Here is a 24004-nt window from a genome sequence, read left to right on the forward strand (position 1 = left end):
ACTCGGTATATCCGATTTCGGTTAAGATTTTCATATTGTTCCAGTAGAACATGTGACCTTAGGCTCACAAGTGCCATATAATTTAGCCATGAAGGGTGCTTTATTAGCGTTTCGTGGTGTTAAAGGAGATTTGTAAATGATTAAACGTGTGCTGACTGTTGCATTAATGGGTGTATCTTTGGCGGGCTGCGTTAACAATGATAGCCTTTCAGGCGACGTATACACCGCATCCGAAGCGAAACAAGTTCAGAACGTTACCTACGGTACAATTGTTCATGTTCGTCCGGTGCAAATCCAGGGTGGTGATGACGCAAACGTGATTGGCGCCATTGGTGGTGCGGTACTCGGCGGGTTCCTGGGTAACACCGTCGGCGGCGGTACGGGTCGTTCATTAGCCACGGCGGCTGGCGCAGTTGCCGGTGGCGTAGCGGGTCAAGGCGTACAAGGTGCGATGAATAAAACCCAGGGTGTAGAACTGGAAATCCGTAAGGACGACGGTAATACTATCATGGTGGTTCAGAAACAGGGTGCGACCAAGTTCTCAGCTGGCCAGCGCGTTGTTATGGCTAACAACGGCAGCCAGGTTACCGTGTCTCCACGTTAATCGAATTCACGTGTGGTCAGGCTCTGGCCACACGTCATCTTATCGTTTCAGCCCTGTGACTGCAGTTCAATAATATTGTGTTCCAGTCTGGCGACCAGTTTAATCAGCAGATCAATTTCCTCAGCTGAAATCCCTTCCAAAATTTCTCCACGCGTCTTGTTGATAACCGCTTCCATATCTGCAATCAGCGGCTCTGCTTTTTCTGTCAGTTTAATTCTCTTTGCCCGACGATCGCTGGCGCAAGTCTGTCGTGAAATGAGTCCCTTTTCTTCCAGCTGGTCAAGCGTGCGTACCAACGAAGGCTGCTCGATGCCAATCGCTTTAGCCAACTGAATCTGCGATTGATCAGGCGGCAATTGATGAATGTTGTGCAGCGTAACCCAATGCGTCTGCGTCAACTCCAGAGGTTTCAGGCGATGGTCAATCAGAGCACGCCAAATGCGCACCAACCGTGCCAGATCAGAACCTAATGGCGATTCCAATTTCATCTCCTTATAATTAGCTTGCTAAGTTATTATGCTGATTTTAGAATAGTGTGCAGCATTTGTATTCCCAAAACAAATGTATTGCCAAATTTGCTTACCGGCTGACATTTTTTCAGACATTATGCGTTACAGAGACTCATTGTCTCTTTTTTGCTAAACCTATAGCAATGCTCTCTTCCGCCAAGGATTTTGCCCGTGAAGTTTATGTTTAATGCAACAGGATTGCCCCTACAAGATTTAATGATCGGAGCATCTGTCTACTTCCCTCCTGTTTTCAAGGCGTTTGTAGCAGGATTTATTCTCTGGCTGGTTGTTCATCGCCTGCTACGCGACTGGATTTACTCCGGCGAAATCTGGCATCCCCTGTTAATGGATCTGTCACTCTTTACGCTTTGCGTATGTCTGGCCTTTGTAATGCTGATTGTGTGGTGATTATGTCGCTTAAAACCATTAAATACTTCTCCACCATTATAGTCGCTGCCATCGCAGTTTTCGCCGGATGGTGGATGTGGAATTACTATATGCAATCGCCCTGGACACGTGATGGCAAAGTGCGTGCTGAGCAGGTCAGCATCACGCCGCAGGTCTCAGGCAGCATTAGCGAACTCAATATAAAAGATAACCAGTTTGTGAACAAAGGCGATGTCCTTTTTATCATCGATAAGACGCCGTTTCACATTGCAGAACTAAATGCGCAAGCGCAGCTGGCGAAGGCACAGTCCGATCTGGCGAAAGCCAATAACGAAGCCAACCGCCGCCGTCATTTATCGCAAAATTATATCTCAGCCGAAGATCTGGATACTGCTAACCTCAACGTGAAAGCCATGCAGGCCAGCGTTGAAGCAGCCGAGGCCAGTCTGCGCCAGGCACAGTGGCAACTGACGCAGACGGTGGTCAAAGCGCCCGTAGCGGGCTGGGTCACCAACCTTTCAACTCGTACTGGAGACTACGCCTCAACCGGTAAGCCCCTGTTTGCCCTTGTCGACAGCCACTCTTTCTATGTGATGGGGTATTTTGAAGAAACCAAGTTGCGCCACATTCGTGAAGGTGCACCTGCGGTTATCACGCTCTACAGCGGCAACATAAAGTTACAGGGTCACGTATCCAGTATTGGTCGCGCCATCTACGACCAAAGTGTGGAAAGCGATTCCGGCCTGATTCCCGACATCAAACCCAATGTGCCGTGGGTGCGTCTGGCCCAACGCGTTCCGGTCCGCATCGAATTCGACGCTCTGCCGCAGGATGTCACCCTGGTTTCTGGTACGACCTGCAGCGTGTCTATCGGCCAGCGTAAATGAAACTGTCCCACCTGATGCCAGGCCATTGGCCGTGGTTTAAAGCCACGGTAGCGCAGTGGCGTTATGCGTTGCGAAATACCATTGCGATGTGTCTGGCGTTAACGTTCGCCTATTACCTGAATCTGGATGAGCCCTACTGGGCGATGACCTCGGCGGCAGTGGTCAGCTTTCCCACCGTCGGCGGGGTTATAAGCAAAAGTCTGGGTCGTGTTGCGGGTAGCTTGCTGGGTGCCACCGCCGCGTTGATTATTGCCGGTCATACCCTCAATGAGCCGTGGTTGTTTTTGCTGAGCATGTCAGTGTGGATCGGTTTTTGTACCTGGGCCTGCGCGCACTTCACCAATAACGTCGCCTACGCCTTTCAACTGGCCGGTTATACGGCGGCGATCATTGCTTTTCCCATGGTCAATACCATAGAGATTACGCAGTTGTGGGATATCGCTCAGGCCCGCGTATGCGAGGTCATCGTCGGTATCCTGTGCGGCGGCATGATGATGATGATCCTCCCCAGCACCTCCGATGGCACCACATTGCTTACCGCGCTGAAAAACATGCATTCGCGTTTACTGGAGCATGCCAGCTTACTCTGGCAACCGGAGACAACGGATGCGATTCGAACAGCTCATGAAGGTGTTATCGGTCAGATTCTGACCATGAACCTGCTGCGTATTCAGGCGTTCTGGAGTCACTACCGTTTTCGCCGTCAAAATGCGTTGCTCAATTCGCTGTTGCATCAGCAGTTACGTATGACCAGCGTGATCTCCAGTCTGCGCAGGATGCTCCTGAACTGGCCCACTCCCCCGGCTAATACCCGGGAAATCATCGAACAACTGCTCAGCGAGCTGGTCAAATCCAATACCGACACCTACACCGTCGCGCGTATTATCGCCCCCCTGCGTCCTCTCGATGCGCGCGACTATCGGCACGTCGCCTTCTGGCAACGACTGCGTTATTTTTGTCGGCTGTACTTACGCAGCAGTCATTATCTGCATTTACTGGAAAATGGCGTTACCGCCGAGCGTATTACTATCGCCCGCACGCCAGGACTTGCCCGTCATACCGATAATGCGGAAGCCCTCTGGAGCGGATTGCGTACGTTCTGTACCCTGATGCTTATCGGCGCATGGAGCATTGGCGCGCAATGGGAATCAGGCTCTGGCGCACTAACGCTCGCGGCCATCAGCAGCGTGCTGTATTCTGCCGTAGCCACGCCGTTCAAGTCACTTTCTTTGCTGATGCGCACGCTGGTTCTGCTGTCGCTGTTTAGCTTTGTGGTTAAGTTTGGCCTGATGGTGCAAATCTCTGACCTCTGGCAATTCATTCTGTTTCTCTTCCCGCTGCTCGCTACCATGCAACTCCTGAAGCTGCAAATGCCCGCGCTGGCGGGTCTTTGGGGGCAGCTAATCGTGTTTATGGGATCGTTTATCGCGGTGACTAATCCACCGGTTTATGATTTTGCTGATTTCCTGAATGACAATATGGCGAAAATCACCGGCGTGGCGCTATCGTGGCTGGCATTCGCCATTCTGCGGCCCGGATCGGATGCGCGGAAAGGTCGCCGCCATATTCGCGCCCTGCGCCGGGATTTTGTCGATCAGCTCAGCCGACATCCCTCGCTCAGTGAAAACGAATTTGAGTCGCTGACCTATCACCACGTCAGCCAGCTCAGCAACAGTCAGGATGCACTGGCGCGACGCTGGCTATTGCGTTGGGGGGTTGTCTTGCTGAACTGCTCGCACGTGGTGTGGCAACTGCGCACCTGGGAGGTGCGTTCAGATCCTCTGGCTCGTGTCAGAGACGTGTGTATTTCGTTGCTTCGCGACGTAATGAGTGAGCGCGGCGTTCAGCAACGACCGCTGAATGCCACGCTGAGTGAGCTACAGCGTATTTGCGACACGCTCGCCCACCATCATCAACCTGCGGCGCAAGAACTGTCGGCGCTTATCTGGCGACTACACTGCTCGCTTTCTCAGCTCGAACAGGCGCCTCCGCCGGGTACGCTAGGCAATTGATTATTTGATAACGCCACAGGCGTAGCGCGCTCCACCACCGCCAAGCAGTTTTGGTTGATCGGACATATTATCGCCACCGACATGGATCATCAGCGCTTTGCCTTTAACCTCATCGAGCGTTTTCAGCCGCGGCGCAATGACCGGTGTTGTGGCGTTACCGTCGTTATTCACCACCAGCAGCGGCAGGTCGCCCATGTGGCCTGCGCCTTCCGGACCTTCGTGCTTGCCGGTTTGGTGCGGATCATAATGGCCTCCAGCCGATTCCGCGGCTGAGGCTTTTCCTTCTTTAATCGCCGGTTGGCAACTGCCATTCGCATGCACATGGAAGCCATGTTCACCCGGCGGCAGCGCTTTCAGATCGGGCGTAAACTCCAGCCCTTTCCCGGTTTCAGCAATAGTGACCGTACCAATCGCCTGGCCGACGCCTTGCGACGTTACCAGATTCATTGTCACTTTTTCTTCACTGGCAGCCTGCGCACCTGCACAGGCAAGTAGAGTAATAATGGCCAAACTCAAACGCTTCATAAGACCTCCGTCCAAAAGGTGTCTGATTGATAAGTGTAAACCAGTGACACAAATTTGAACGGAGAAGCGTCAAAAACGCGATTACGGTACGTCGTAACCCAGCGCGGCTTTGCGAATACGGAACCACTGCTGGCGAGACATGTTCAATGACTCAGACTCAACGGCAGCGCGTACGCGCTCTATCTTCCCTGAGCCAATAATCGGCAGCGGCTGAGACGGCAGACGTAAAATCCAGGCGTACACCACCTGCTCAATGGACTGCGCGTTTAACTCTTCTGCGATTGTGGCAAGTTCATTACGTAATGGCTGGAACGCATCGTCATTAAACAGACGACCACCGCCGAGGCAGGACCAGGCCATCGGACGAATGCGCAGTTGTTGCAGTTGATCTAAAGTACCATCCAGCAGGAGCGGCTGATGTACCGGTGAGATCTCAACCTGGTTAGTCGCCAGCGTGAACGGCAGACGCGATTGCAGCAGTGAGAACTGTGCCGGGGTGAAGTTAGATACGCCAAAGTGACGCACTTTTCCGCTATGGTGCAATTTTTTGAACGCGTCGGCTACGTCGTCCGCATCCATGAGCGGATCGGGACGATGGATGAGCAGCAAATCAATATGATCGGTCGCCAGTAACTTCAACGATGCTTCCGCACTGGCAATGATATGCGCGCTGTCGGTGATGTAATGACCCAACGCATTTTCCGTGCGCGCCGTCGTGGCGATCCCGCACTTGGTAACAATCTGCATTGTTTCACGCAGATGCGGGGCCAGCTTCAGTGCCTCACCAAACGCCGCTTCACACTGGTATCCGCCGTAAATATCGGCGTGATCGACGGTGGTAACGCCCAGATCCAGATGTTCTTCAATAAAGCTGACTAGCTGGCGCGCGGACATATTCCAGTCCATCAGGCGCCAATACCCCATTACAAAGCGAGAAAATTCCGGACCTTGCGGCGCAATAGTAATACGCTGAACCATAGCAGCTTCCTTATAAGTGAATGTGCATCGAGTATACGCAATTACGCTTTTAAAAGAGTGAAGGTTGTTGCGGTTCTTCCGAAGGGTTGGCTTTGTTTGCTCGTAATTTACGCATCAGGCGCTGACGACAAAGCCGTAGCACTTCCTGCTTTTCGGCATCGCTCATCTTTTGCCAGTTAAAACGCTCATCCCGACTGCGAAAACAGCCGCGGCAAAAACCGCGCTCGTCAGACTGACATATTCCACGGCATGGGCTCTGGACGGGGAAAAACTCCAGCTGTTCGGCCACATCCCCTCCTTTCGTAAGATTGATATACCTATTGAAGACGTTAACTGAATTTCTCGCAAGCGCTATTGCATTAGACCGACTGGTCTATTACACTCCTTTCCATGAACAAAATCACTGAACACGATACACGCGAACATCTGCTGGCGACTGGCGAACTGCTGTGTATGCAGCGCGGTTTCACCGGTATGGGCTTAAGCGAACTACTGAAAACCGCTGAAGTCCCCAAAGGTTCGTTTTATCACTATTTTCGCTCTAAAGAAGCGTTCGGTGTTGCGATGCTGGAACGCCACTATGCGGCCTATCATCAGCGACTGGCTACGCACTTTGATACGGGGGCAGGAAACTATCGCGACCGCATTCTGGCCTACTATCAGGAAACACTGAACCAGTTTAGCCAGCACGGCATTATCAGCGGTTGTTTAACCGTAAAACTGTCCGCCGAAGTGTGCGATCTGTCAGAAGATATGCGCACGGCGATGGATAAAGGCGCGCGGCACATTATTGCGCTGTTAGCGCAGGCGCTGGAGAAAGGTCAGGCAAACCATTGTCTGTCCTTTGTTGGCGAGCCGTTACAGCAGGCGCAGGTATTGTATGCGCTGTGGCTGGGCGCCAACCTGCAGGCCAAGATTTCTCGTAGCGCCACCCCGCTGGAAAATGCGCTGGCGCACGTTAAAACCATCATTACTACGCCTGCCGTTTAACAGGCGTTTTTATTTCTTTTATTACTAGACGACCGGTCTATTCAGGAGTGCCATATGTCATCTGAAAAACTTTTTTCCCCACTGAAAGTGGGTGCTATTACGGCAGCAAACCGCGTATTCATGGCGCCACTGACGCGTCTGCGCAGCATTGAGCCTGGCGACATCCCTACTCCGCTGATGGCCGAGTATTACCGTCAACGCGCCAGCGCGGGTCTTATCATCAGTGAAGCTACACAGATTTCCGCGCAGGCGAAAGGCTATGCGGGGGCACCCGGCTTACACAGCGAAGCGCAAATTGCCGCATGGAAAAAAATCACCGCTGCCGTACATGCGGAGCAAGGTCATATTGCGGTCCAGTTGTGGCATACCGGGCGCATCTCTCACGCCAGTCTGCAGCCCAACGGTCAGGCACCGGTCGCACCTTCCGCGATTAGCGCCGGAACCCGGACCTCGCTTCGTGATGAAAATGGTCTGGCAACGCGTGCGGATACCTCAATGCCGCGTGCGCTGGAAACGGAAGAAATTCCCGGCATCGTTAATGACTTCCGTCAGGCGATTGCCAACGCGCGCGAAGCGGGTTTCGACATGGTTGAACTGCACTCCGCTCACGGCTATCTGCTGCACCAGTTCCTGTCGCCAACGTCTAACCAGCGTACCGATCAGTACGGCGGCAGCGTCGAAAATCGTGCACGTCTGGTGCTGGAAGTTGTCGATGCCGGTATTAAAGAATGGGGTGCCGATCGCATTGGTATTCGCGTATCTCCGATTGGCTCATTCCAGAACGTTGACAACGGGCCGAACGAAGAAGCCGATGCGCTGTATCTGATTGAACAACTGGGCAAGCGCGGAATCGCTTACCTGCATATGTCTGAGCCGGACTGGGCTGGCGGCGAGCCGTATTCCGATGCGTTTCGCGAAAAAGTTCGTGCGCGTTTCCACGGTCCGATCATTGGTGCGGGTGCCTACACACCTGAAAAAGCAGAAGCACTGATCGAGAAAGGCCTGATCGACGCCGTTGCTTTTGGTCGCGCCTATATCGCTAACCCGGATCTGGTTGCGCGCCTGCAGCGTAAAGCGGAGCTGAATCCGCAACGTGCCGAAAGCTTCTACGGCGGCGGCGCGGAAGGTTACACCGATTATCCTACCCTCTAACGTCACAAACTCCGTTCTGCCATTGATAGCGGCGTAACAACGCCGCTATACTAAAACAACATTTTGAATGTATTAACCATTTTCGAAGGGGAAAAAGATGCGTTTACTTCATACCATGCTGCGCGTGGGTGACCTGCAGCGTTCCATCGAGTTTTATACCAACGTGCTGGGCATGAAGCTGCTGCGTACCAGCGAAAACCCTGAATACAAATACTCCCTGGCCTTTGTCGGCTACGGCCCTGAAACCAGCGAAGCCGTGATCGAACTGACCTATAACTGGGGTGTCGACAAGTATGAGCTGGGCACTGCCTACGGCCATATCGCCCTGAGCGTAGACAACGCAGCCGAAGCCTGTGAACGTATTCGTCAGAATGGCGGTAACGTCACGCGTGAAGCCGGTCCGGTAAAAGGCGGCACCACCGTAATTGCGTTCGTTGAAGATCCAGACGGTTACAAAATTGAACTGATCGAAGAGAAAGACGCCGGGCGCGGCCTGGGCGACTAACCTCCCCACGGGCGCAGATCGTCTGTGCCCGTAGTTTTATACTCATCATTTTGCCATAATACGCGCTGCAATTTTCCCGTATTAAGAGACCCAGATGTCCGATAACGCTCAACTTTCCGGTCTGTGTGACCGTTTTCGTGGTTTTTATCCTGTCGTCATTGATGTCGAAACCGCAGGGTTCAATGCCAAAACCGATGCGCTGCTTGAGATCGCAGCCATCACACTGAAAATGGATGAACAAGGCTGGCTGATGCCGGACACGACGTTACATTTCCACGTAGAGCCATTTGAAGGCGCGAATTTGCAGCCGGAAGCCCTCGCCTTTAACGGAATTGACCCTAACAATCCGCTACGCGGCGCGGTCAGCGAATATGACGCTCTGCATGCCATCTTTAAAATGGTGCGTAAAGGCATTAAAGACAGCGGCTGCAATCGGGCGATCATGGTGGCGCATAACGCTACGTTCGACCACAGTTTTATGATGGCCGCAGCAGAACGCGCCTCGCTCAAACGTAATCCATTTCATCCGTTCGTCACCTTTGATACTGCGGCCTTAAGCGGCCTGTCTCTGGGGCAAACTGTGTTATCGAAAGCGTGCCTGGCGGCAGGAATGGAATTTGACGGGACTCAGGCGCACTCGGCGCTGTATGACACCGAACGGACGGCCGTGCTGTTTTGCGAAATTGTTAACCGCTGGAAACGTCTCGGCGGCTGGCCTCTTCCCGTGCCTGAAGAGGCATAACGGACCGATAAAAAAAGCGACCATCACGAGGTCGCTTTTTTATTTACGCTGATATTATTCAGCGTCCGGCTCTTCGGTTTTGTATTTCGCCGCTGTTTCTTTAATCAGCTGCTGCAACTCACCGCGCTGGTACATTTCGATCAAAATGTCACAGCCGCCAACCAGCTCACCATCAACCCACAGCTGCGGGAAGGTTGGCCAGTTTGCGTATTTCGGCAGCTCGGCGCGAATATCCGGGTTCTGCAGAATATCAACATAAGCAAAGCGTTCACCACAGGCGGACAGCGCCTGCACAGCCTGAGCGGAGAAACCGCAGCTTGGCAGTTTAGGGGAACCTTTCATGTACAGGAGAATCGGGTTTTCAGCGATCTGGCGCTGGATTTTTTCGATAGTGGTGCTCATTATCTTGCTTCCTTAAACTTCTTTTACGGCAGTAGTCTGACATTGTAGCGGGTCAGACAGGCAACGGAAAATAACATTTTCATTACGCGTTATTATTTTATCCCCTGACGCCAAAAGTTGCATTCACAATCTCACTTATCCCTTTAAAGCCTGTGGATTTGATTATTCGTTCACCAACGCCAACTTTAATTGCTGATTTTTTTTGCGGTCGGTTACGAAACGTAGTTTTAAACAAAAAAGCTATTAACTTTCCCTCTTTCTATAGATTAGAATCATCAAGTTTTGAAAATCACACGCAGGCATGATAGACCTGCCTTACCAGAGGATTGCTCAGTGGCGCGGATAAACCGAATCTCGATCACGCTCTGTGCTTTACTTTTTACTACACTGCCCTTTACGCCCATGGCTCATGCTTCCAAGCAGGCCAGGACGACACCTACCCATTCCCACACCATCAAAACGGTAGATAAAAAGAAAAGCGCAACAACCAGCCAAAAAACAACAAAAACCAGCAAGAAAACGGCGACAAAAACCACCAGCAAAACCAGCACCAAAACCGCTTCCTCTTCTAAACATCGCACTGCCGCTCCGGCAAAGTCGACCAAAACAGCAAACCGTCGTGGTAAAAACACCGCAGCACAAACCGCTGCCGTTACCTGGACTGAAAAATGCACGCCGCGCAAAGGTCATAAGCCGCGCTGTGTAAAAGTGAAAACCACCGCACCAACGACGCTGGCTGACGCGCATAAAGTGAAAGTGCAGAAAGCCACTAAAACCGCCATGTCCACGCTGATGAACCAAATCGGCAAGCCTTATCGCTGGGGCGGCACCTCACCAAGAACCGGGTTTGACTGCAGCGGTCTGGTCTATTACGCCTATAAAGATCTGGTGAAATTCCGCATTCCACGTACAGCGAACGAAATGTATCATCTGCGCGATGCTGCGCCGATTGAACGTGGCGAACTGAAAAATGGCGATCTGGTATTTTTCCGTACCCAGGGGCGTGGAACTGCCGATCACGTTGGCGTTTATGTTGGCAACGGTAAGTTTATTCAGTCACCGCGCAGCGGCCAGGAAATTCAAATCACCTCTCTGAGTGAAGATTACTGGCAGCGCCACTATGTGGGCGCTCGTCGGGTAATGACGCCAAAAACAATTCGTTAAAAACTTACCCTACAGTACATGCTGTAGGGTAAGTTCTTCTTTTGCATAACCTTTCAATTTGCTACCCTATCCTTACTCACAATGAGGCTATTGTGTGTACTCAATACAAATAATAAGGAGAGAAGCAATGTCGTTTGAATTACCTGCATTACCGTATGCCAAAGATGCTCTGGCACCGCACATTTCTGCCGAAACGCTGGAATATCACTATGGCAAACACCATCAAACTTACGTGACTAATCTGAACAACCTGATTAAAGGCACGGCGTTTGAAGGCAAATCACTGGAAGAGATCGTACGTAGCTCTGAAGGCGGTGTATTCAATAACGCAGCACAGGTATGGAACCACACGTTCTACTGGAACTGCCTGGCACCGAACGCAGGTGGCGAACCTACCGGTAAACTGGCCGAAGCAATTGCCGCCTCCTTTGGCAGCTTTGCGGATTTCAAAGCGCAGTTCACCGATGCCGCTATTAAAAACTTCGGTTCTGGCTGGACCTGGCTGGTAAAAGGAACGGATGGCAAACTGGCTATCGTTTCCACCTCCAATGCAGGTACACCGCTGACCACCGACGCGACGCCGCTGATGACCGTTGACGTATGGGAACACGCCTACTACATCGATTATCGCAATGCCCGTCCTGGCTACCTGGAAAACTTCTGGGCGCTGGTGAACTGGGAATTTGTTGCGAAGAACTTCGCAGCATAAAAAAGATGACGCAGAAGGAGAACCCTTCTGCGTTTTAGCATTAATTCGCGGTAGTGAACGCCTCTTCAGGCTGTTTGCGCGCCGAGATAAAGACCAGCAACAGCGCAAGTCCTGCCACAATTGCCCCCATCACCGGAACAAAGCTATAGCCCAACCCACCGGAAATCACCGCCCCACCGGCTGCGGCACCCAGAGCATTCCCCAGATTAAACGCGCCAATGTTGACTGACGATGATAATCCAGGCGCTTCGCTGGCAACACGCATCACGCGCATCTGCAACGGCGGAACGACCGCAAACGTCGCTGCCCCCCAGACCACCATACTAACTGCCGCACCCAGCTCATTACGCGCCAGGAAAGGAATGGCCAGCATAATAACCATCAGCAGCAGTAAAAAGCCTTTCAGCGTACCGTTGACGGAACGGTCAGCCAGTTTGCCACCAAGATAGTTACCGATTGAGAAGCCAACGCCAATCAGCACCAGCATACCGGTCACAAACGCCGGTGTGGCATGGGTGATTGTATGTAACACTGGTGAGATATAGGTATAAAGCGTGAACATCGCCCCCGCTCCCAGAACGGTCGTCAGCAGCGCCGACAGCACCTGCGGACGCATAAGTACCGCCAATTCGCTACGGACATCCGGGCGCTCTCCCGCCCCACCTTTGGGTAATGAGAAGAACAGGCTGACCATGGCGATAACGCCCAGACCCGCCGTTGCCATAAACGACATACGCCAGCCGATGGTTTCACCAAGCCAGGTCGCCGCAGGAACGCCGCCAATATTGGCAATGGTCAGCCCCATAAACATGGTTGCCACGGCGCTGGCCTGCTTATGTTTGGGTACTACGCTTGCAGCGACAACGGAGCCAAGACCGAAAAATGCCCCATGGTTCAGACTGGTCAAAATACGCGATAACATCAGGGTGGTGTAATCCGGCGAGATAGCCGAAAGCACGTTGCCCAGCGTGAAAATCGCCATCAGGAATATCAACGCATTACGTCGCGCACGATGGGACAGCAGTAATGTCATCAGCGGAGCACCCACCATCACCCCAACCGCATACGCGCTGATTAACATTCCGGCCGCGGGAATCGAGACATCCACACCTTTGGCAATGACGGGCAATAATCCCATTGGCGAAAATTCAGTGGTGCCAATGCCAAACGCGCCGATCGCCAGCGCCAGTAAAGGATAATTGAGTTTCATATTTCGACTCCGTAACGTCGAGCCGGGGCGCGACATAAAATAAGAGTCAAAAGCATGACATTGATCGCAAAATTAATAAAGTTAACAAAATTGCAAAAGACTTTTGCTTATTCGCAAACAATCGACGGGAAAGGCAAGCGGAAAGGATGAGGGAGAGCGAACTCCCTCGGGGGAAATCAATGCAGCGCTGCGGTCAGGCCACCCGCGACGATCAAACCCAGAACAATAATGGTAGTCACTAACGAAAATTTCAGATCGGTGCTCATCAAGTTTTCTCCTTTTTATTCCCACACAAAAAGTGATATTGCGCATTTTTACACACTTGAAAGCAAAAATCTCTCACGATTTATATTGATAACTGCTTTTAACTCTTCCCCTTTTCGTTAAGATCAGACAAAATTCCACGCTTACTTGATTAGCGTACCGGCCATTGACCCCTTCCTGACGTTCCGTGTCGTTTTCCCGGCGTGCCGCAACCCTTACGTTGCGCTAAGGGTGTGTTAAGGCAAACGTTTACCTGGAGTATTCTCAGGAGCTTAGGATATGGTCTGGAGTGAGATGTAATGGCAACAATTAAAGATGTAGCGAAGCGAGCAAACGTTTCCACTACAACCGTATCACACGTAATTAACAAGACGCGCTTTGTCGCGGAAGAAACGCGTAATGCTGTCTGGGCGGCGATCAAAGAGCTGCACTATTCTCCGAGCGCCGTGGCGCGCAGCCTGAAGGTGAATCACACCAAGTCTATTGGCTTGCTGGCCACCAGCAGCGAAGCGGCCTATTTCGCTGAAATTATCGAAGCCGTTGAGAAAAACTGTTTCCAGAAAGGCTATACCCTGATTCTGGGTAACGCATGGAACAGTCTCGAAAAACAGCAGGCTTATCTGTCAATGATGGCGCAAAAGCGCGTTGATGGTCTGCTGGTGATGTGTTCTGAATATCCGGAGTCGCTGCTTTCGATGCTCGAAGAGTACCGCCATATTCCGATGGTCGTCATGGACTGGGGCGAAGCTAAAGCCGACTTTACCGATACGGTCATTGATAACGCCTTCGAAGGCGGTTACATGGCGGGTCGGTATCTGGTAGAACGCGGTCATCGTGAGATTGGCGTGATCCCAGGACCAATGGAGCGTAATACCGGAGCCGGGCGTCTGGCAGGCTTTATGAAAGCGATGGAAGAAGCGCTGATTAAAGTTCCTGAAAACTGGATTGTGCAGGGCGATTTTGAGCCTGAATCCGGCTATCGCGCCATGCAGCAAATTCTGTCACAGTCGCATCGTCCGACTGCCGTCTTCTGCGGTGGCGATATCATGGCGATGGGTGCGCTGTGCGCCGCTGACGAGATGGGACTGCGCGTACCGCAGGATGTTTCGCTCATCGGTTACGACAACGTGCGCAACGCCCGCTTCTTCACGCCGGCTCTGACGACCATTCACCAGCCTAAAGATTCACTGGGGGAAACGGCCTTCAACATGCTGTTAGACCGTATCGTGAATAAACGTGAAGAGTCGCAGTCTATCGAGGTTCATCCGCGCCTGGTAGAACGCCGCTCCGTTGCCGACGGCCCGTTCCGCGATTACCGTCGTTAAGACTGTTGTGCGGGAGCCTCATCGGGCTCCCGCAACCACTCCTTATTCAGTGTTTCACTATCCCCTAAATAGTCCAGCAGCCAGCTCAATGCCGGCGACGTATCGTTCTGTTGCCAGGTCAGGCAGCATGCGGCATCAGGAAATGGATTCTCCAGCTTTAGCGCGACCCATTTGCCGCTATCAATCCACGGTTTGGCAAAATGCGTCGGTACCATGCCCACGCACAGACCTGCAGATAAACAGGTAGCAGAAGATTCCCAGTCAGGCACCACGACGCGCTTTTGGTTATCCAGCAGCCAGGTAATACGCTTGGGAAGCGTACGCGACGTGTCTTCACGCACCAGCGACGGCCAGTTGCGCAACGTGTCGTCGCTTAGCGGTCCGGGCATTGACGCCAACGGATGATGGCTTGCCACCACGCAGCTCCAGCTCAGCATTCCCATGTCGCGGAAGGTATAGCGCCCCCCCACCGGAATCGCCTGCGTGGCGCCGATTGCCAGCTCAACGCGCCCATCGGACAGCGCATCCCAGACACCGTTAAACACCTCCTGGAAAACCAGCAGCTCCACATCATCAAAATGACGATAGAAATCCACGATCATCTGTCGGGTACGATCCGGGCGGACAATGTTATCTACCGCGATCGCCAACTGCCCGCGCCAGCCGTTGGCAATTTGCTGACATTGCTGGCGGGTGATCTGCATTTTTTTGATAACAGAGCGGCCTTCCTTGAGAAACCATGCACCGGCAGGCGTCAATTCCACGTCCCGATGGCGTCGCTCAAAAAGCGGCACCGCCAGCCACTCTTCCAGTTGACGCACGGTGTAGCTTACCGCCGAGGGTACGCGGTGCAACTCCTGCGCGGCCGAACTAAAGCTACCGTTACGCGCAACCGCATCCACAACTTCAAGTGAATATTCCGACCACATATTCTGCCTACAAAAAATTTGAAATCAGTAAGCAAATATTAGCGTTTCACAGCAAGAATTACACTCACTACACTCAGCGGCATTGTACTACTGCTAAAAAAAGAGAAATGATGATGCAACCTGGGAAAGGATTTTTAGTCTGGCTGGCGGGTCTTAGCGTACTCGGCTTTCTGGCAACGGATATGTATCTGCCCGCCTTTGCCGCAATTCAGTCCGATCTGCAGACGCCTGCATCTGCCGTCAGCGCCAGCCTTAGCTTATTCTTAGCGGGTTTTGCCGTCGCGCAACTTCTGTGGGGGCCGCTCTCTGACCATTATGGTCGCAAGCCTGTTTTGCTGCTGGGTTTATCCATCTTCGCGCTGGGCAGTTTGGGCATGCTGTGGGTTGAAAATGCCACCGGTCTGCTGGTACTGCGCTTTGTTCAGGCCGTTGGCGTTTGTGCGGCATCGGTTATCTGGCAGGCGCTGGTCACCGATTATTATCCTTCACAAAAAGTAAACCGCATCTTTGCCACCATTATGCCATTGGTCGGGTTATCCCCGGCATTAGCGCCGTTATTAGGCAGTTGGATCCTAGTACATTTTTCCTGGCAGGCCATTTTCGCCACCCTGTTTGCCATTACTCTAATCCTGATGCTTCCGGCTCTGCGCTTAAAACCAACAGCTAAAGCACGCGACGACAGCCAGGATAAACTGACTTTCGCTACCCTGTTGCGCTCAAAAGTTTACCGCGGAAACGTGCTGATTTATGCCGCCTGCTCCGCGAGCTTCTTCGCGTGGCTGACGGGTTCCCCGTTCATCCTCAGCGAAATGGGCTACAGTCCGGCGGTGATTGGCCTGAGCTATGTTCCACAAACCATCGCTTTCTTAATTGGTGGTTACGGCTGCCGCGCTGCGCTGCAAAAATGGCAGGGCCGTCAGTTGCTGCCCTGGTTACTCATTCTGTATGCCTTTAGCGTAGTGGCCACCTGGGCAACCGGCTTTATTCACCATGTTGCGCTGGCTGAAATCCTCATCCCATTCTGCGTTATGGCGATTGCCAATGGAGCAATCTACCCTATTGTTGTGGCTCAGGCGTTACGTCCTTTCCCACAAGCTACGGGACGCGCAGCAGCATTGCAGAACACACTGCAACTGGGTTTATGCTTCCTGGCAAGCCTTGTGGTTTCCTGGTTGATCGCCACCCCGCTGCTCACCACCACCAGCGTGATGCTGACAACGGTGCTGCTGGCGGCCGCGGGTTACAAAATGCAGTCGCAGAAGGCTAACGCCCCGCACACAGATGATCGGGCGCAAATTGCCCACGGTGAGTCTCACTAGTAATCATCTTTGATAATTAATTAGCCTGCTAATGTTTATTGGTTGAATCATCAAAAATTCAGGCCTATACTGATTTCCGGTTGTTAAAAAAACGATAATTGTTATGTGTTAACGGGGACAAGAACGTTCCCGTTTTCCCATGGATGGTCTTTTCGGCAAGGGTTCCTCCCTTCCTCTGTTCTACGTCGGATTATAGATTCGCGGATTAATTCCGTGAGAGTTCTCACAAAGCCCAAAAAAGCGTCTACGCTATTTTAAGGTTCTGATCACCGACCAGTGATGGAGAAGCTATGAGTTCATCGTGTATAGAAGACGTCAGCGTACCGGATGATGACTGGTACCGCATCACCAATGAATTATTAAGCCGTGCAGGTATTACCATTAATGGTCCGGCACCGGCAGATATTCGCGTAACGAACCCCGATTTTTTCAAACGCGTACTGCAGGAAGGATCGTTAGGGTTGGGCGAAAGTTATATGGATGGCTGGTGGGAATGCGACCGGCTGGACATGTTTTTTTGTAAGGTCCTGCGCGCCGGTCTTGAAAACCAACTCCCCCGCCACTTTAAAGACACGCTACGTATCGCCACGGCTCGCCTGTTCAATTTACAGACCAAAAAACGTGCGTGGGTCGTCGGCAAAGAACACTACGATTTGGGCAACGATCTCTTTACCCGCATGCTGGACCCTTATATGCAGTATTCCTGCGCCTACTGGAAAGATGCCGATACCCTGGAATCTGCCCAACAGGCGAAGCTAAAAATGATTGCCGAAAAACTGCAGTTGAAGCCAGGCATGCGGGTGCTCGATATTGGCTGCGGCTGGGGCGGCTTATCCCAGTTTATGGCGTCACAATATGGCGTTAGCGTTGTGGGCGTGACCGTTTCGGCAGAACAGCAGAAAATGGCGCAGGCGCGTTGTGCGGGGCTGGATGTCACAATTTTGCTGCAGGATTATCGCGACCTGAACGACAAATTTGATCGCATTGTCTCCGTCGGCATGTTTGAGCATGTGGGGCCGAAGAACTACGCGACTTATTTTGAAGTGGTTGATCGTAATTTAAAACCCGACGGTCTCTTTTTGCTGCATAGCATCGGTTCCAAAAAGACCGACAATAACGTTGATCCGTGGATCAATAAATATATCTTCCCGAACGGCTGTTTACCGTCAGTTCGCCAGATTGCCAACGCCAGCGAGCCGCATTTTGTGATGGAAGACTGGCATAATTTTGGCGCGGATTACGATACAACGTTGATGGCCTGGCACGAGCGTTTCATGAGATCCTGGCCTGAAATCGCCGATAACTATACCGAACGCTTTAAACGGATGTTCAGCTATTACCTGAACGCCTGCGCCGGTGCGTTTCGTGCTCGCGACATTCAGCTGTGGCAGGTGGTTTTTTCCCGCGGCGTTGAACACGGCCTGCGCGTTCCCCGCTAATCGTTATCACCCCCGTGCCAACGGGGGTTTTACACTCTGGCTTAGGCTCCCGCCTCACCCGTTACGTTACTGATGGCGCTTTCACGCGCCGCCAGTACGCGCTCAACGGTATCAACCACCGCCTGGGTTTGAGGATCGATTTCGATATTGACCCGCGCGCCTAACTTTTTCTTACCCAGAGTCGTACGTTCCAGCGTTTCCGGGATCAAATGCACACAGAAACGCGTCGGTGTCACCTCGCCGACCGTCAGACTGATGCCATCAATTCCGATAAATCCTTTGTACAAGATGTATTTCATCAGCGACGGATCCTGAACTTTAAACCACACCTGGCGGTTGTTCTCCGAGGTCAGAATTTTCGACACTTCGGCGGTCGTCATAATATGGCCCGACATTAAATGTCCGCCAATTTCATCACTGAATTTTGCCGCACGCTCAACGTTGACCAAATCCCCAACCTTCAGGTCACCCAGATTGGTGATACGCAGCGTTTCTTTCATCAGATCAAAGCTTATCTGGTTACCGTTGATTTCGGTTACCGTCAGGCAGCACCCATTGTGGGCAACCGATGCGCCGGTCTCCAGCGCATCCAACATATATTCAGGTAACTCCACAACATGCGTACGAAAATTTGGTTTTTCATCAATGGACACCAATTTCGCGGTGCCCTGCACAATACCCGTAAACATACTTCTAACTCCTGAACTGAATTAAGACATCTCTGCACAGCACAATAGCAGGTGGAAATTCAGGTTGCCAGCAATGCGCCGCTACTGCCTGTTTTTTCACTGGAGAATTACGTATTCCTCGCTACAATAGACTGAAATTTCCCCTGCTTTTTCTCCTTGCTGCCATATAAGGCGGCTTTTTTAGTCTCTCAAATAACAACAATATAGTGGTGTACACGTGCAAAAGTATGTAAGTGAAGCGCGTCAGTTATTAGCTCTGGCAATTCCGGTGATTCTTGCGCAAATCGCTCAAACCGCAATGGGATTCGTTGATACCGTCATGGCGGGCGGATACAGCGCCACGGACATGGCGGCCGTCGCCATTGGCACATCTATCTGGCTGCCGGCCATTCTGTTTGGTCACGGACTGCTGCTGGCCTTGACGCCAGTGATTGCGCAACTCAATGGTTCCGGGCGCCGCGATCGCATTGCCCATCAAATACGCCAGGGTTTCTGGCTGGCGGGCAGCGTCTCCATTCTGATTATGATCGTGCTCTGGAACGCGGGATACATTATTCGCTCCATGCATAACATCGACCCGGCGCTGGCAGATAAAGCCGTCGGCTACCTGCGCGCGTTGCTGTGGGGCGCGCCGGGGTATTTGTTCTTCCAGGTAGCCCGTAACCAGTGTGAAGGTCTGGCCAAAACCAAACCGGCGATGGTGATGGGATTTCTCGGCCTGCTGGTGAACATTCCTGTTAACTATGTTTTCATTTATGGGCATTTTGGCATGCCGGAACTTGGCGGCGTGGGCTGCGGCGTGGCAACGGCGGCGGTTTACTGGGTGATGTTTATCGCCATGCTGTCATACGTTAAACGCGCACGCTCGATGCGTGATATCCGTAATAAGCGTGGTTTCCAGAAACCGGACACCGCCGTAATGAAGCGCCTGGTACAGCTGGGTTTACCTATCGCGCTGGCGTTATTTTTCGAAGTGACGCTGTTTGCTGTGGTGGCGCTGCTGGTTTCCCCGCTGGGGATTGTCGACGTGGCCGGACACCAGATCGCGCTCAACTTCAGCTCGTTAATGTTCGTCCTGCCGATGTCTCTGGCTGCAGCCGTCACCATTCGAGTCGGTTATCGTCTGGGCCAGGGTTCCACGCTGGATGCGCAAACCGCAGCCAGAACAGGTCTGGGCGTCGGTGTCTGCATGGCGGTTGTGACGGCGATTTTCACCGTGACATTCCGTGAGCACATTGCCCTGCTCTACAACAATAACCCGGAAGTTGTCGCTCTGGCAGCGCAGCTCATGTTACTGGCCGCGGTGTATCAAATATCGGACTCTATCCAGGTTATTGGCAGCGGTATCCTACGTGGTTATAAAGATACGCGTTCCATTTTCTTTATTACCTTTACGGCATACTGGGTACTGGGTCTGCCGAGCGGTTATATTCTGGCGCTGACCGATCTGGTGGTTGACCGGATGGGACCGGCAGGATTCTGGATGGGCTTTATTATCGGCCTGACCTCTGCGGCAGTGTTGATGATGCTGCGGATGCGTTTTCTGCAGCGCCAGCCGTCAGCGGTTATTTTACAACGCGCCGCACGATAATCCCCAAATAGCCGCCATCTGGCGGCTTTTTTATATCCTCAAAACGGGCTGGCGTTTTGGGCCGTCATCCATTCCTGACTGACCGGATGCCTGAAATGCAGTTCACTGGCATGCAGCATCAGTCTCGACGTCCGTTCGGTGCCTGGCAGCAGACGCCCACCATATAAATCGCACCCCAAAATGGGATGCCCCAACTGCTGACAGTGGATCCGCAACTGGTGGGTACGCCCGGTTTCAGGTGTCAGCCGTACCCGCGTCAAAGCGAGTAACGCCCCATCTTGCTGGCGATGATGAAAACGTTCAATAACCTGATAGCGCGAGCGCGCGGGTTTACCGTTAATGGCGCAAATCGACATCAGTGGAAACAGCGCCGGGTCTTTGGCAATCGCTGCATCTATAACGCCTTCATCGTTTTTCAGATGCCCGCACAACAACGCACTATACACCTTGCTTACCGCGCGCTGACTGAACTGCTGGCAAAGCGCGGCGTTGATAGCCTTGTTACGGGCAATCACCATCAGCCCTGACGTCCCAAAATCAAGCCGATGTACCAGCGTACAGCCGGGGTAAATCTGTACCAGCCGGTGATGTACTGAATCGAGATTCTGCGGATTTTTCCCCGACAAACTAAGCAGTCCGGTGGGTTTATTGATAAGCACCAGATGCTCGTCCTGATAGAGGATCGCTATCTCCTCATGACAAGGCGGGGCAATAAAGGTATCAAGGATCGTAGACATGAGCGGCCAGGATGAAGTGTGGAAACGGATGATAGCGAATTTTTACCACTCAGGCGAATCAGGGTGCTTAACCAATGACAATCATTGCATGATAGAGTGTGGGATATCCTGAGTGCGATGAGAGGGTTACACCGTGCAACAAATCGATTTCTACATGGTAGATGCCTTTACCACTACGACGTTTGGCGGTAATGCCGCAGCAGTATGCCCGCTCGATGACTGGTTGCCCGATGAAATATTATTAAAAATGTCGCAGCAGCATAACCAGTCGGAAACCGCTTTTTTTGTCGCTAGTGAGAATGGCTTCGAGCTGCGTTGGTTTACCACGCAAGGCGAAATTAATCTGTGTGGGCATGCCACGCTTGCCGCCGCACATGTCATCTTTGAACATCTGGATTACCCGGAAGCGACCATTCATTTTGCCACCCGTTTTGTGGGTCCACTGACGGTCACGCGCAGCGGTGATTGGCTGACGCTTGATTTTCCTGCCTGGCAAAGCGAACCTGCCGAACCGCCCGCCTTACTGCTGGAAACATTAGGCATCACCGAATATAAAGAAGTGCGCGTCGCGCGCGATTACATGGTCGTGATGGAGAATCAACAGCAGGTTGAGGCTGTGCGCCCGAATATCCACGCCATGATTCCCCTAGGGAAAATGGTATGTATCACCGCGCCGGGTGACGGAGAATACGATTTCGTCAGCCGTTTCTTCTGCCCGGGTGAAGCGGTCGCAGAAGACCCGGTCACCGGTTCGACGCATAGCATGCTGATTCCTTACTGGGCTGCAAAACTGAATAAAACGCAGATGCTGGCGCGCCAGGTCTCTGAACGCGGCGGCGATTTACGCTGCCAGCTGACAGGAACGCGTGTTTATATTGGTGGACAAGCAGTAACTTATCTGACGGGTAAAGTGCTGTTACGCTAGCAGCCTTACCCGAATTAACCAATCCATGGAGGATTTATGGCAAACAAACTCGTGCAGATACACTTTGATTTTCCTGGTCCGTTTGGCGCTGAGATGTCACATCAGCTTGTTGAACTGGCCGAATCCATCAACCAGGAACCGGGTTTCATCTGGAAAATCTGGACCGAGAACGCAGCAAACCACGAAGCGGGTGGCATCTACCTGTTTCAGGATGAAGACAGCGCTCTGGCCTATATCAAAAAACACACGGCCCGCCTGAAGCACTTGGGTGTGGAAGACGTGACGTGCAAAATCTTCGATATCAATGAGCCGTTAAGTAAGATTAACCACGGCCATATCGGCTAATTTTTGGCTTTAACGCCCCGCCCCGGGGCGCTTCTTCACTCCCCAGCTTTACCCTCATCAAAAGCGTTCCCCCTCTTTCACCGCGCCAGGATAGCTATATAACGTGGGTCACGTTTGCCATAGTTCACAAAATCATCATCTGTGAAAACTATCACTAGCCGAACGCGGTTTGAAAGCGTATAAAATAATACAAACAGTATTATTTTATACAAAATGAATTACCACTAACTACAGGAGATTCTCTTATGTCCTTGGACATTACATTGAACTCATCTGCAGGAGGTTTTCCGCCTGCAGGTCATTACTCGCACAGTACAACGGCTGGCGGATTCGTCTTCATTTCTGGTCAGTTGCCGGTCACAAGTGATGGCGAAAAAAAAACCGAGGCATCTTTTGAAGAGCAGACGCGGCTGGTACTGCAGAATATTGATGCCTGCCTGGCTGGCGCTGGGGTTTCTCGACAGCACCTGGTGTCAGTACGCGTCTATGTGACAGATATCAACCAATGGCCAACGTTTAACAAAATCTATGGGGAGTGGATCGGTGATTTCCGGCCCTCCCGCGCGGTAGCGGGCGTTGCAGAGCTTCATTATGGTTTCGCGCTGGAAGTTGAAGCTATTGCCCTGGCCCCACAAGCATGACGTTTAACGACATACAGGTGAACAACAATGACTGAAATGACACTGCCTGATTATAACGATGTTGCCGCCGCGGCAGAGCGCATCGCCGACTATGCCAACAAAACGCCGGTGATGACCTCCCGAACGGTTAATGACGAATTTGGTGCTGAAGTTTTCTTCAAGTGCGAAAACTTCCAGAGAATGGGCGCGTTTAAATTTCGCGGAGCCATGAATGCGTTACGCCAGTTCACGCCAGAACAACGCGCTGCGGGCGTCGTCACCTTTTCGTCCGGCAACCATGCGCAGGCCATTGCCCTGTCGGCAAAATTGTTGGGGATCCCGGCGACGATTATCATGCCGCATGATGCCCCGGCGGCTAAAGTTGCAGCCACAAAAGGCTATGGTGGAAATGTGGTGACTTACGATCGCTATACCGAAGATCGTGAAAAAATCGGACGGGAGCTGGCAGAGAAACAAGGATTGACGCTGATCCCGCCATACGACCATCCGCACGTGATTGCGGGCCAGGGCACCGCCACAAAAGAGCTGATTGAAGAAGTGGGTCAGCTAGACGTTCTTTTCGTGTGTCTGGGCGGTGGCGGCCTGCTTTCGGGCTCCTCACTGGCAGCCAGACATCTGTCACCTGACTGCATCATCTATGGTGTCGAGCCGGAGGCAGGAAACGATGGTCAACAATCGTTTCGCAGCGGAAAGATTGTTCATATCGATACGCCGAAAACCATTGCTGACGGAGCTCAGACCCAACATCTCGGGAATATTACGTTTCCGATTATCCAGCGAAATGTGCACGATATTCTGACTGTCTCAGACGATGAATTAGTCGCCTCGATGAAATTTATCGCTGAGCGAATGAAAATTGTCGTGGAGCCGACTGGCTGTCTGGGTTTTGCCGCCGCCAGAGCGCACAAAGCTGAACTTCGCGGCAAGAAAATCGGCATTATCATCAGCGGTGGGAACGTGGATATCAGCCGCTACAGTGAATTCCTTGCCGGGTAATCAAGAAGGTATCTGCCATGCGGATACC

General features: G+C 52.2%; 27 protein-coding genes and 1 pseudogene. 18 read left to right on the forward strand and 10 right to left on the reverse strand.

Going from position 1 to position 24004, the window contains the following annotated elements; all coding sequences use genetic code 11:
* Positions 1–136 precede the first annotated feature (136 nt).
* Positions 137–604, forward strand: coding sequence for an outer membrane lipoprotein SlyB (gene slyB, locus HVZ39_RS13670; RefSeq protein ID WP_016152998.1), 468 nt, complete (start codon positions 137–139; stop codon positions 602–604).
* 47 nt (positions 605–651) lie between these two features.
* On the opposite strand, the gene slyA is transcribed toward slyB, so the two are convergent.
* Positions 652–1092: a transcriptional regulator SlyA gene (slyA, locus tag HVZ39_RS13675; protein WP_019076732.1), complete on the reverse strand. Its 441-nt coding sequence runs from the start codon at positions 1090–1092 to the stop codon at positions 652–654.
* A 192-nt stretch (positions 1093–1284) separates the two neighbouring features.
* On the opposite strand from slyA, the gene HVZ39_RS13680 reads away from it, so the two are divergent.
* From HVZ39_RS13680 to HVZ39_RS13690, 3 genes and pseudogenes are all read left to right on the forward strand, one after another.
* On the forward strand, positions 1285–1521 hold the full coding sequence (locus HVZ39_RS13680) for a DUF1656 domain-containing protein (RefSeq protein ID WP_016156432.1): 237 nt from the start codon (positions 1285–1287) through the stop codon (positions 1519–1521).
* Positions 1522–1523: 2 nt separating this feature from the next.
* Complete coding sequence (locus tag HVZ39_RS13685; protein WP_016152996.1) at positions 1524–2387, forward strand: HlyD family secretion protein; 864 nt, start codon at positions 1524–1526, stop codon at positions 2385–2387.
* Positions 2384–4424: pseudogene (locus HVZ39_RS13690) on the forward strand (FUSC family protein). Before HVZ39_RS13685 ends, HVZ39_RS13690 begins: the two are co-directional and overlap by 4 nt.
* Here HVZ39_RS13690 and sodC read toward each other — a convergent pair.
* The 3 genes from sodC to HVZ39_RS13705 all read right to left on the reverse strand — a co-directional run bounded on the left by sodC (position 4400) and on the right by HVZ39_RS13705 (position 6191).
* Positions 4400–4924 carry a superoxide dismutase [Cu-Zn] SodC gene (sodC, locus tag HVZ39_RS13695; protein WP_181632546.1) on the reverse strand — a complete coding sequence of 175 codons (525 nt, stop codon included), beginning with the start codon at positions 4922–4924 and terminating at the stop codon, positions 4400–4402. The pseudogene HVZ39_RS13690 and the gene sodC sit on opposite strands and share 25 nt — an antisense overlap.
* An 81-nt stretch (positions 4925–5005) precedes the next feature.
* A complete protein-coding gene (locus HVZ39_RS13700) occupies positions 5006–5902 on the reverse strand; it encodes an aldo/keto reductase family oxidoreductase (RefSeq protein ID WP_181632547.1) in 897 nt (298 codons plus the stop codon).
* Positions 5903–5951: 49 nt separating this feature from the next.
* On the reverse strand, positions 5952–6191 hold the full coding sequence (locus HVZ39_RS13705) for a DUF1289 domain-containing protein (protein WP_016156428.1): 240 nt from the start codon (positions 6189–6191) through the stop codon (positions 5952–5954).
* A 101-nt stretch (positions 6192–6292) separates the two neighbouring features.
* Here HVZ39_RS13705 and HVZ39_RS13710 point away from each other — a divergent pair, with 101 nt between their 5' ends.
* The 4 genes from HVZ39_RS13710 (at position 6293) to rnt (ending at position 9291) form a co-directional block, all read left to right on the forward strand.
* Entirely contained in the window at positions 6293–6892 is a 600-nt protein-coding gene (locus HVZ39_RS13710; protein ID WP_016152991.1) for a TetR/AcrR family transcriptional regulator, read from the forward strand.
* Between the two features lie 54 nt (positions 6893–6946).
* Positions 6947–8044: an alkene reductase gene (locus tag HVZ39_RS13715; protein ID WP_003029197.1), complete on the forward strand. Its 1098-nt coding sequence runs from the start codon at positions 6947–6949 to the stop codon at positions 8042–8044.
* A 97-nt stretch (positions 8045–8141) separates the two neighbouring features.
* Entirely contained in the window at positions 8142–8549 is a 408-nt protein-coding gene (gene gloA / locus HVZ39_RS13720; protein ID WP_003029198.1) for a lactoylglutathione lyase, read from the forward strand.
* Positions 8550–8643: 94 nt separating this feature from the next.
* Complete coding sequence (gene rnt / locus HVZ39_RS13725) at positions 8644–9291, forward strand: ribonuclease T (protein ID WP_016152990.1); 648 nt, start codon at positions 8644–8646, stop codon at positions 9289–9291.
* Between the two features lie 54 nt (positions 9292–9345).
* Here rnt and grxD read toward each other — a convergent pair whose 3' ends face one another.
* Positions 9346–9693 (reverse strand): monothiol glutaredoxin 4, encoded by a 348-nt coding sequence (gene grxD / locus HVZ39_RS13730; protein WP_003832760.1) that lies wholly within the window; start codon positions 9691–9693, stop codon positions 9346–9348.
* Between the two features lie 333 nt (positions 9694–10026).
* Here grxD and HVZ39_RS13735 point away from each other — a divergent pair, with 333 nt between their 5' ends.
* Both HVZ39_RS13735 and sodB read left to right on the forward strand, forming a co-directional pair.
* Positions 10027–10857 carry a C40 family peptidase gene (locus tag HVZ39_RS13735; RefSeq protein WP_019076728.1) on the forward strand — a complete coding sequence of 277 codons (831 nt, stop codon included), beginning with the start codon at positions 10027–10029 and terminating at the stop codon, positions 10855–10857.
* A 127-nt stretch (positions 10858–10984) separates the two neighbouring features.
* Positions 10985–11566, forward strand: a complete 582-nt coding sequence (gene sodB / locus HVZ39_RS13740) for a superoxide dismutase [Fe] (RefSeq protein ID WP_016152988.1) — start codon at positions 10985–10987, stop codon at positions 11564–11566.
* 40 nt (positions 11567–11606) lie between these two features.
* Here the strand turns inward: sodB and HVZ39_RS13745 are convergent, their stop codons facing one another.
* A complete protein-coding gene (locus HVZ39_RS13745; RefSeq protein WP_046276347.1) occupies positions 11607–12776 on the reverse strand; it encodes an MFS transporter in 1170 nt (389 codons plus the stop codon).
* A 176-nt stretch (positions 12777–12952) separates the two neighbouring features.
* Positions 12953–13042, reverse strand: coding sequence for a cytochrome bd-I accessory subunit CydH (cydH, locus tag HVZ39_RS13750; protein WP_003029209.1), 90 nt, complete (start codon positions 13040–13042; stop codon positions 12953–12955).
* Between the two features lie 297 nt (positions 13043–13339).
* On the opposite strand from cydH, the gene purR reads away from it, so the two are divergent.
* Entirely contained in the window at positions 13340–14365 is a 1026-nt protein-coding gene (purR, locus tag HVZ39_RS13755) for an HTH-type transcriptional repressor PurR (RefSeq protein WP_003832757.1), read from the forward strand.
* Here the strand turns inward: purR and punR are convergent.
* Positions 14362–15294 carry a DNA-binding transcriptional activator PunR gene (gene punR / locus HVZ39_RS13760; RefSeq protein WP_181632548.1) on the reverse strand — a complete coding sequence of 311 codons (933 nt, stop codon included), beginning with the start codon at positions 15292–15294 and terminating at the stop codon, positions 14362–14364. The genes purR and punR overlap by 4 nt on opposite strands.
* Before the next feature lie 113 nt (positions 15295–15407).
* Between punR and punC the strand changes: the two genes are divergently transcribed.
* Positions 15408–16613, forward strand: coding sequence for a purine nucleoside transporter PunC (gene punC, locus HVZ39_RS13765; protein WP_016156423.1), 1206 nt, complete (start codon positions 15408–15410; stop codon positions 16611–16613).
* Between the two features lie 290 nt (positions 16614–16903).
* On the forward strand, positions 16904–18052 hold the full coding sequence (cfa, locus tag HVZ39_RS13770) for a cyclopropane fatty acyl phospholipid synthase (RefSeq protein ID WP_016152983.1): 1149 nt from the start codon (positions 16904–16906) through the stop codon (positions 18050–18052).
* A 41-nt stretch (positions 18053–18093) separates the two neighbouring features.
* Here cfa and HVZ39_RS13775 read toward each other — a convergent pair whose 3' ends face one another.
* The gene (locus HVZ39_RS13775) at positions 18094–18741 is read right to left on the reverse strand and encodes a riboflavin synthase (RefSeq protein ID WP_016152982.1); all 648 of its coding nucleotides are present in this window, start codon (positions 18739–18741) and stop codon (positions 18094–18096) included.
* A gap of 217 nt (positions 18742–18958) precedes the next feature.
* On the opposite strand from HVZ39_RS13775, the gene mdtK reads away from it, so the two are divergent.
* Positions 18959–20332: a multidrug efflux MATE transporter MdtK gene (gene mdtK / locus HVZ39_RS13780; RefSeq protein ID WP_181632549.1), complete on the forward strand. Its 1374-nt coding sequence runs from the start codon at positions 18959–18961 to the stop codon at positions 20330–20332.
* A gap of 38 nt (positions 20333–20370) precedes the next feature.
* Here mdtK and HVZ39_RS13785 read toward each other — a convergent pair whose 3' ends face one another.
* Positions 20371–21069 carry an RluA family pseudouridine synthase gene (locus tag HVZ39_RS13785; RefSeq protein WP_103928182.1) on the reverse strand — a complete coding sequence of 233 codons (699 nt, stop codon included), beginning with the start codon at positions 21067–21069 and terminating at the stop codon, positions 20371–20373.
* Positions 21070–21202: 133 nt separating this feature from the next.
* Here HVZ39_RS13785 and HVZ39_RS13790 point away from each other — a divergent pair, with 133 nt between their 5' ends.
* From HVZ39_RS13790 to HVZ39_RS13805, 4 genes are all read left to right on the forward strand, one after another.
* Complete coding sequence (locus tag HVZ39_RS13790; RefSeq protein WP_080858748.1) at positions 21203–21994, forward strand: PhzF family phenazine biosynthesis protein; 792 nt, start codon at positions 21203–21205, stop codon at positions 21992–21994.
* A gap of 36 nt (positions 21995–22030) precedes the next feature.
* The gene (locus tag HVZ39_RS13795) at positions 22031–22339 is read left to right on the forward strand and encodes a monooxygenase (RefSeq protein WP_016152978.1); all 309 of its coding nucleotides are present in this window, start codon (positions 22031–22033) and stop codon (positions 22337–22339) included.
* Between the two features lie 245 nt (positions 22340–22584).
* Entirely contained in the window at positions 22585–22980 is a 396-nt protein-coding gene (locus HVZ39_RS13800) for a RidA family protein (RefSeq protein ID WP_181632550.1), read from the forward strand.
* A 27-nt stretch (positions 22981–23007) separates the two neighbouring features.
* Positions 23008–23976 (forward strand): threo-3-hydroxy-L-aspartate ammonia-lyase, encoded by a 969-nt coding sequence (locus tag HVZ39_RS13805; RefSeq protein WP_181632551.1) that lies wholly within the window; start codon positions 23008–23010, stop codon positions 23974–23976.
* Positions 23977–24004 lie beyond the last annotated feature (28 nt).

It is taken from the genome of Citrobacter sp. RHB35-C21 (assembly GCF_013816515.1).
Classification (GTDB): domain Bacteria; phylum Pseudomonadota; class Gammaproteobacteria; order Enterobacterales; family Enterobacteriaceae; genus Citrobacter; species Citrobacter braakii.

Coding starts and splice junctions, on each gene's coding strand:
- slyB (WP_016152998.1), top strand. CDS start 137: ATGATTAAACGTGTGCTGACTGTTGCATTAATGGGTGTATCTTTGGCG.
- slyA (WP_019076732.1), bottom strand. CDS start 1,092: ATGAAATTGGAATCGCCATTAGGTTCTGATCTGGCACGGTTGGTGCGC.
- HVZ39_RS13685 (WP_016152996.1), top strand. CDS start 1,524: ATGTCGCTTAAAACCATTAAATACTTCTCCACCATTATAGTCGCTGCC.
- sodC (WP_181632546.1), bottom strand. CDS start 4,924: ATGAAGCGTTTGAGTTTGGCCATTATTACTCTACTTGCCTGTGCAGGT.
- HVZ39_RS13700 (WP_181632547.1), bottom strand. CDS start 5,902: ATGGTTCAGCGTATTACTATTGCGCCGCAAGGTCCGGAATTTTCTCGC.
- HVZ39_RS13710 (WP_016152991.1), top strand. CDS start 6,293: ATGAACAAAATCACTGAACACGATACACGCGAACATCTGCTGGCGACT.
- HVZ39_RS13715 (WP_003029197.1), top strand. CDS start 6,947: ATGTCATCTGAAAAACTTTTTTCCCCACTGAAAGTGGGTGCTATTACG.
- gloA (WP_003029198.1), top strand. CDS start 8,142: ATGCGTTTACTTCATACCATGCTGCGCGTGGGTGACCTGCAGCGTTCC.
- rnt (WP_016152990.1), top strand. CDS start 8,644: ATGTCCGATAACGCTCAACTTTCCGGTCTGTGTGACCGTTTTCGTGGT.
- grxD (WP_003832760.1), bottom strand. CDS start 9,693: ATGAGCACCACTATCGAAAAAATCCAGCGCCAGATCGCTGAAAACCCG.
- sodB (WP_016152988.1), top strand. CDS start 10,985: ATGTCGTTTGAATTACCTGCATTACCGTATGCCAAAGATGCTCTGGCA.
- HVZ39_RS13745 (WP_046276347.1), bottom strand. CDS start 12,776: ATGAAACTCAATTATCCTTTACTGGCGCTGGCGATCGGCGCGTTTGGC.
- cydH (WP_003029209.1), bottom strand. CDS start 13,042: ATGAGCACCGATCTGAAATTTTCGTTAGTGACTACCATTATTGTTCTG.
- purR (WP_003832757.1), top strand. CDS start 13,340: ATGGCAACAATTAAAGATGTAGCGAAGCGAGCAAACGTTTCCACTACA.
- punR (WP_181632548.1), bottom strand. CDS start 15,294: ATGTGGTCGGAATATTCACTTGAAGTTGTGGATGCGGTTGCGCGTAAC.
- punC (WP_016156423.1), top strand. CDS start 15,408: ATGCAACCTGGGAAAGGATTTTTAGTCTGGCTGGCGGGTCTTAGCGTA.
- cfa (WP_016152983.1), top strand. CDS start 16,904: ATGAGTTCATCGTGTATAGAAGACGTCAGCGTACCGGATGATGACTGG.
- HVZ39_RS13775 (WP_016152982.1), bottom strand. CDS start 18,741: ATGTTTACGGGTATTGTGCAGGGCACCGCGAAATTGGTGTCCATTGAT.
- HVZ39_RS13785 (WP_103928182.1), bottom strand. CDS start 21,069: ATGTCTACGATCCTTGATACCTTTATTGCCCCGCCTTGTCATGAGGAG.
- HVZ39_RS13795 (WP_016152978.1), top strand. CDS start 22,031: ATGGCAAACAAACTCGTGCAGATACACTTTGATTTTCCTGGTCCGTTT.
- HVZ39_RS13800 (WP_181632550.1), top strand. CDS start 22,585: ATGTCCTTGGACATTACATTGAACTCATCTGCAGGAGGTTTTCCGCCT.
- HVZ39_RS13805 (WP_181632551.1), top strand. CDS start 23,008: ATGACTGAAATGACACTGCCTGATTATAACGATGTTGCCGCCGCGGCA.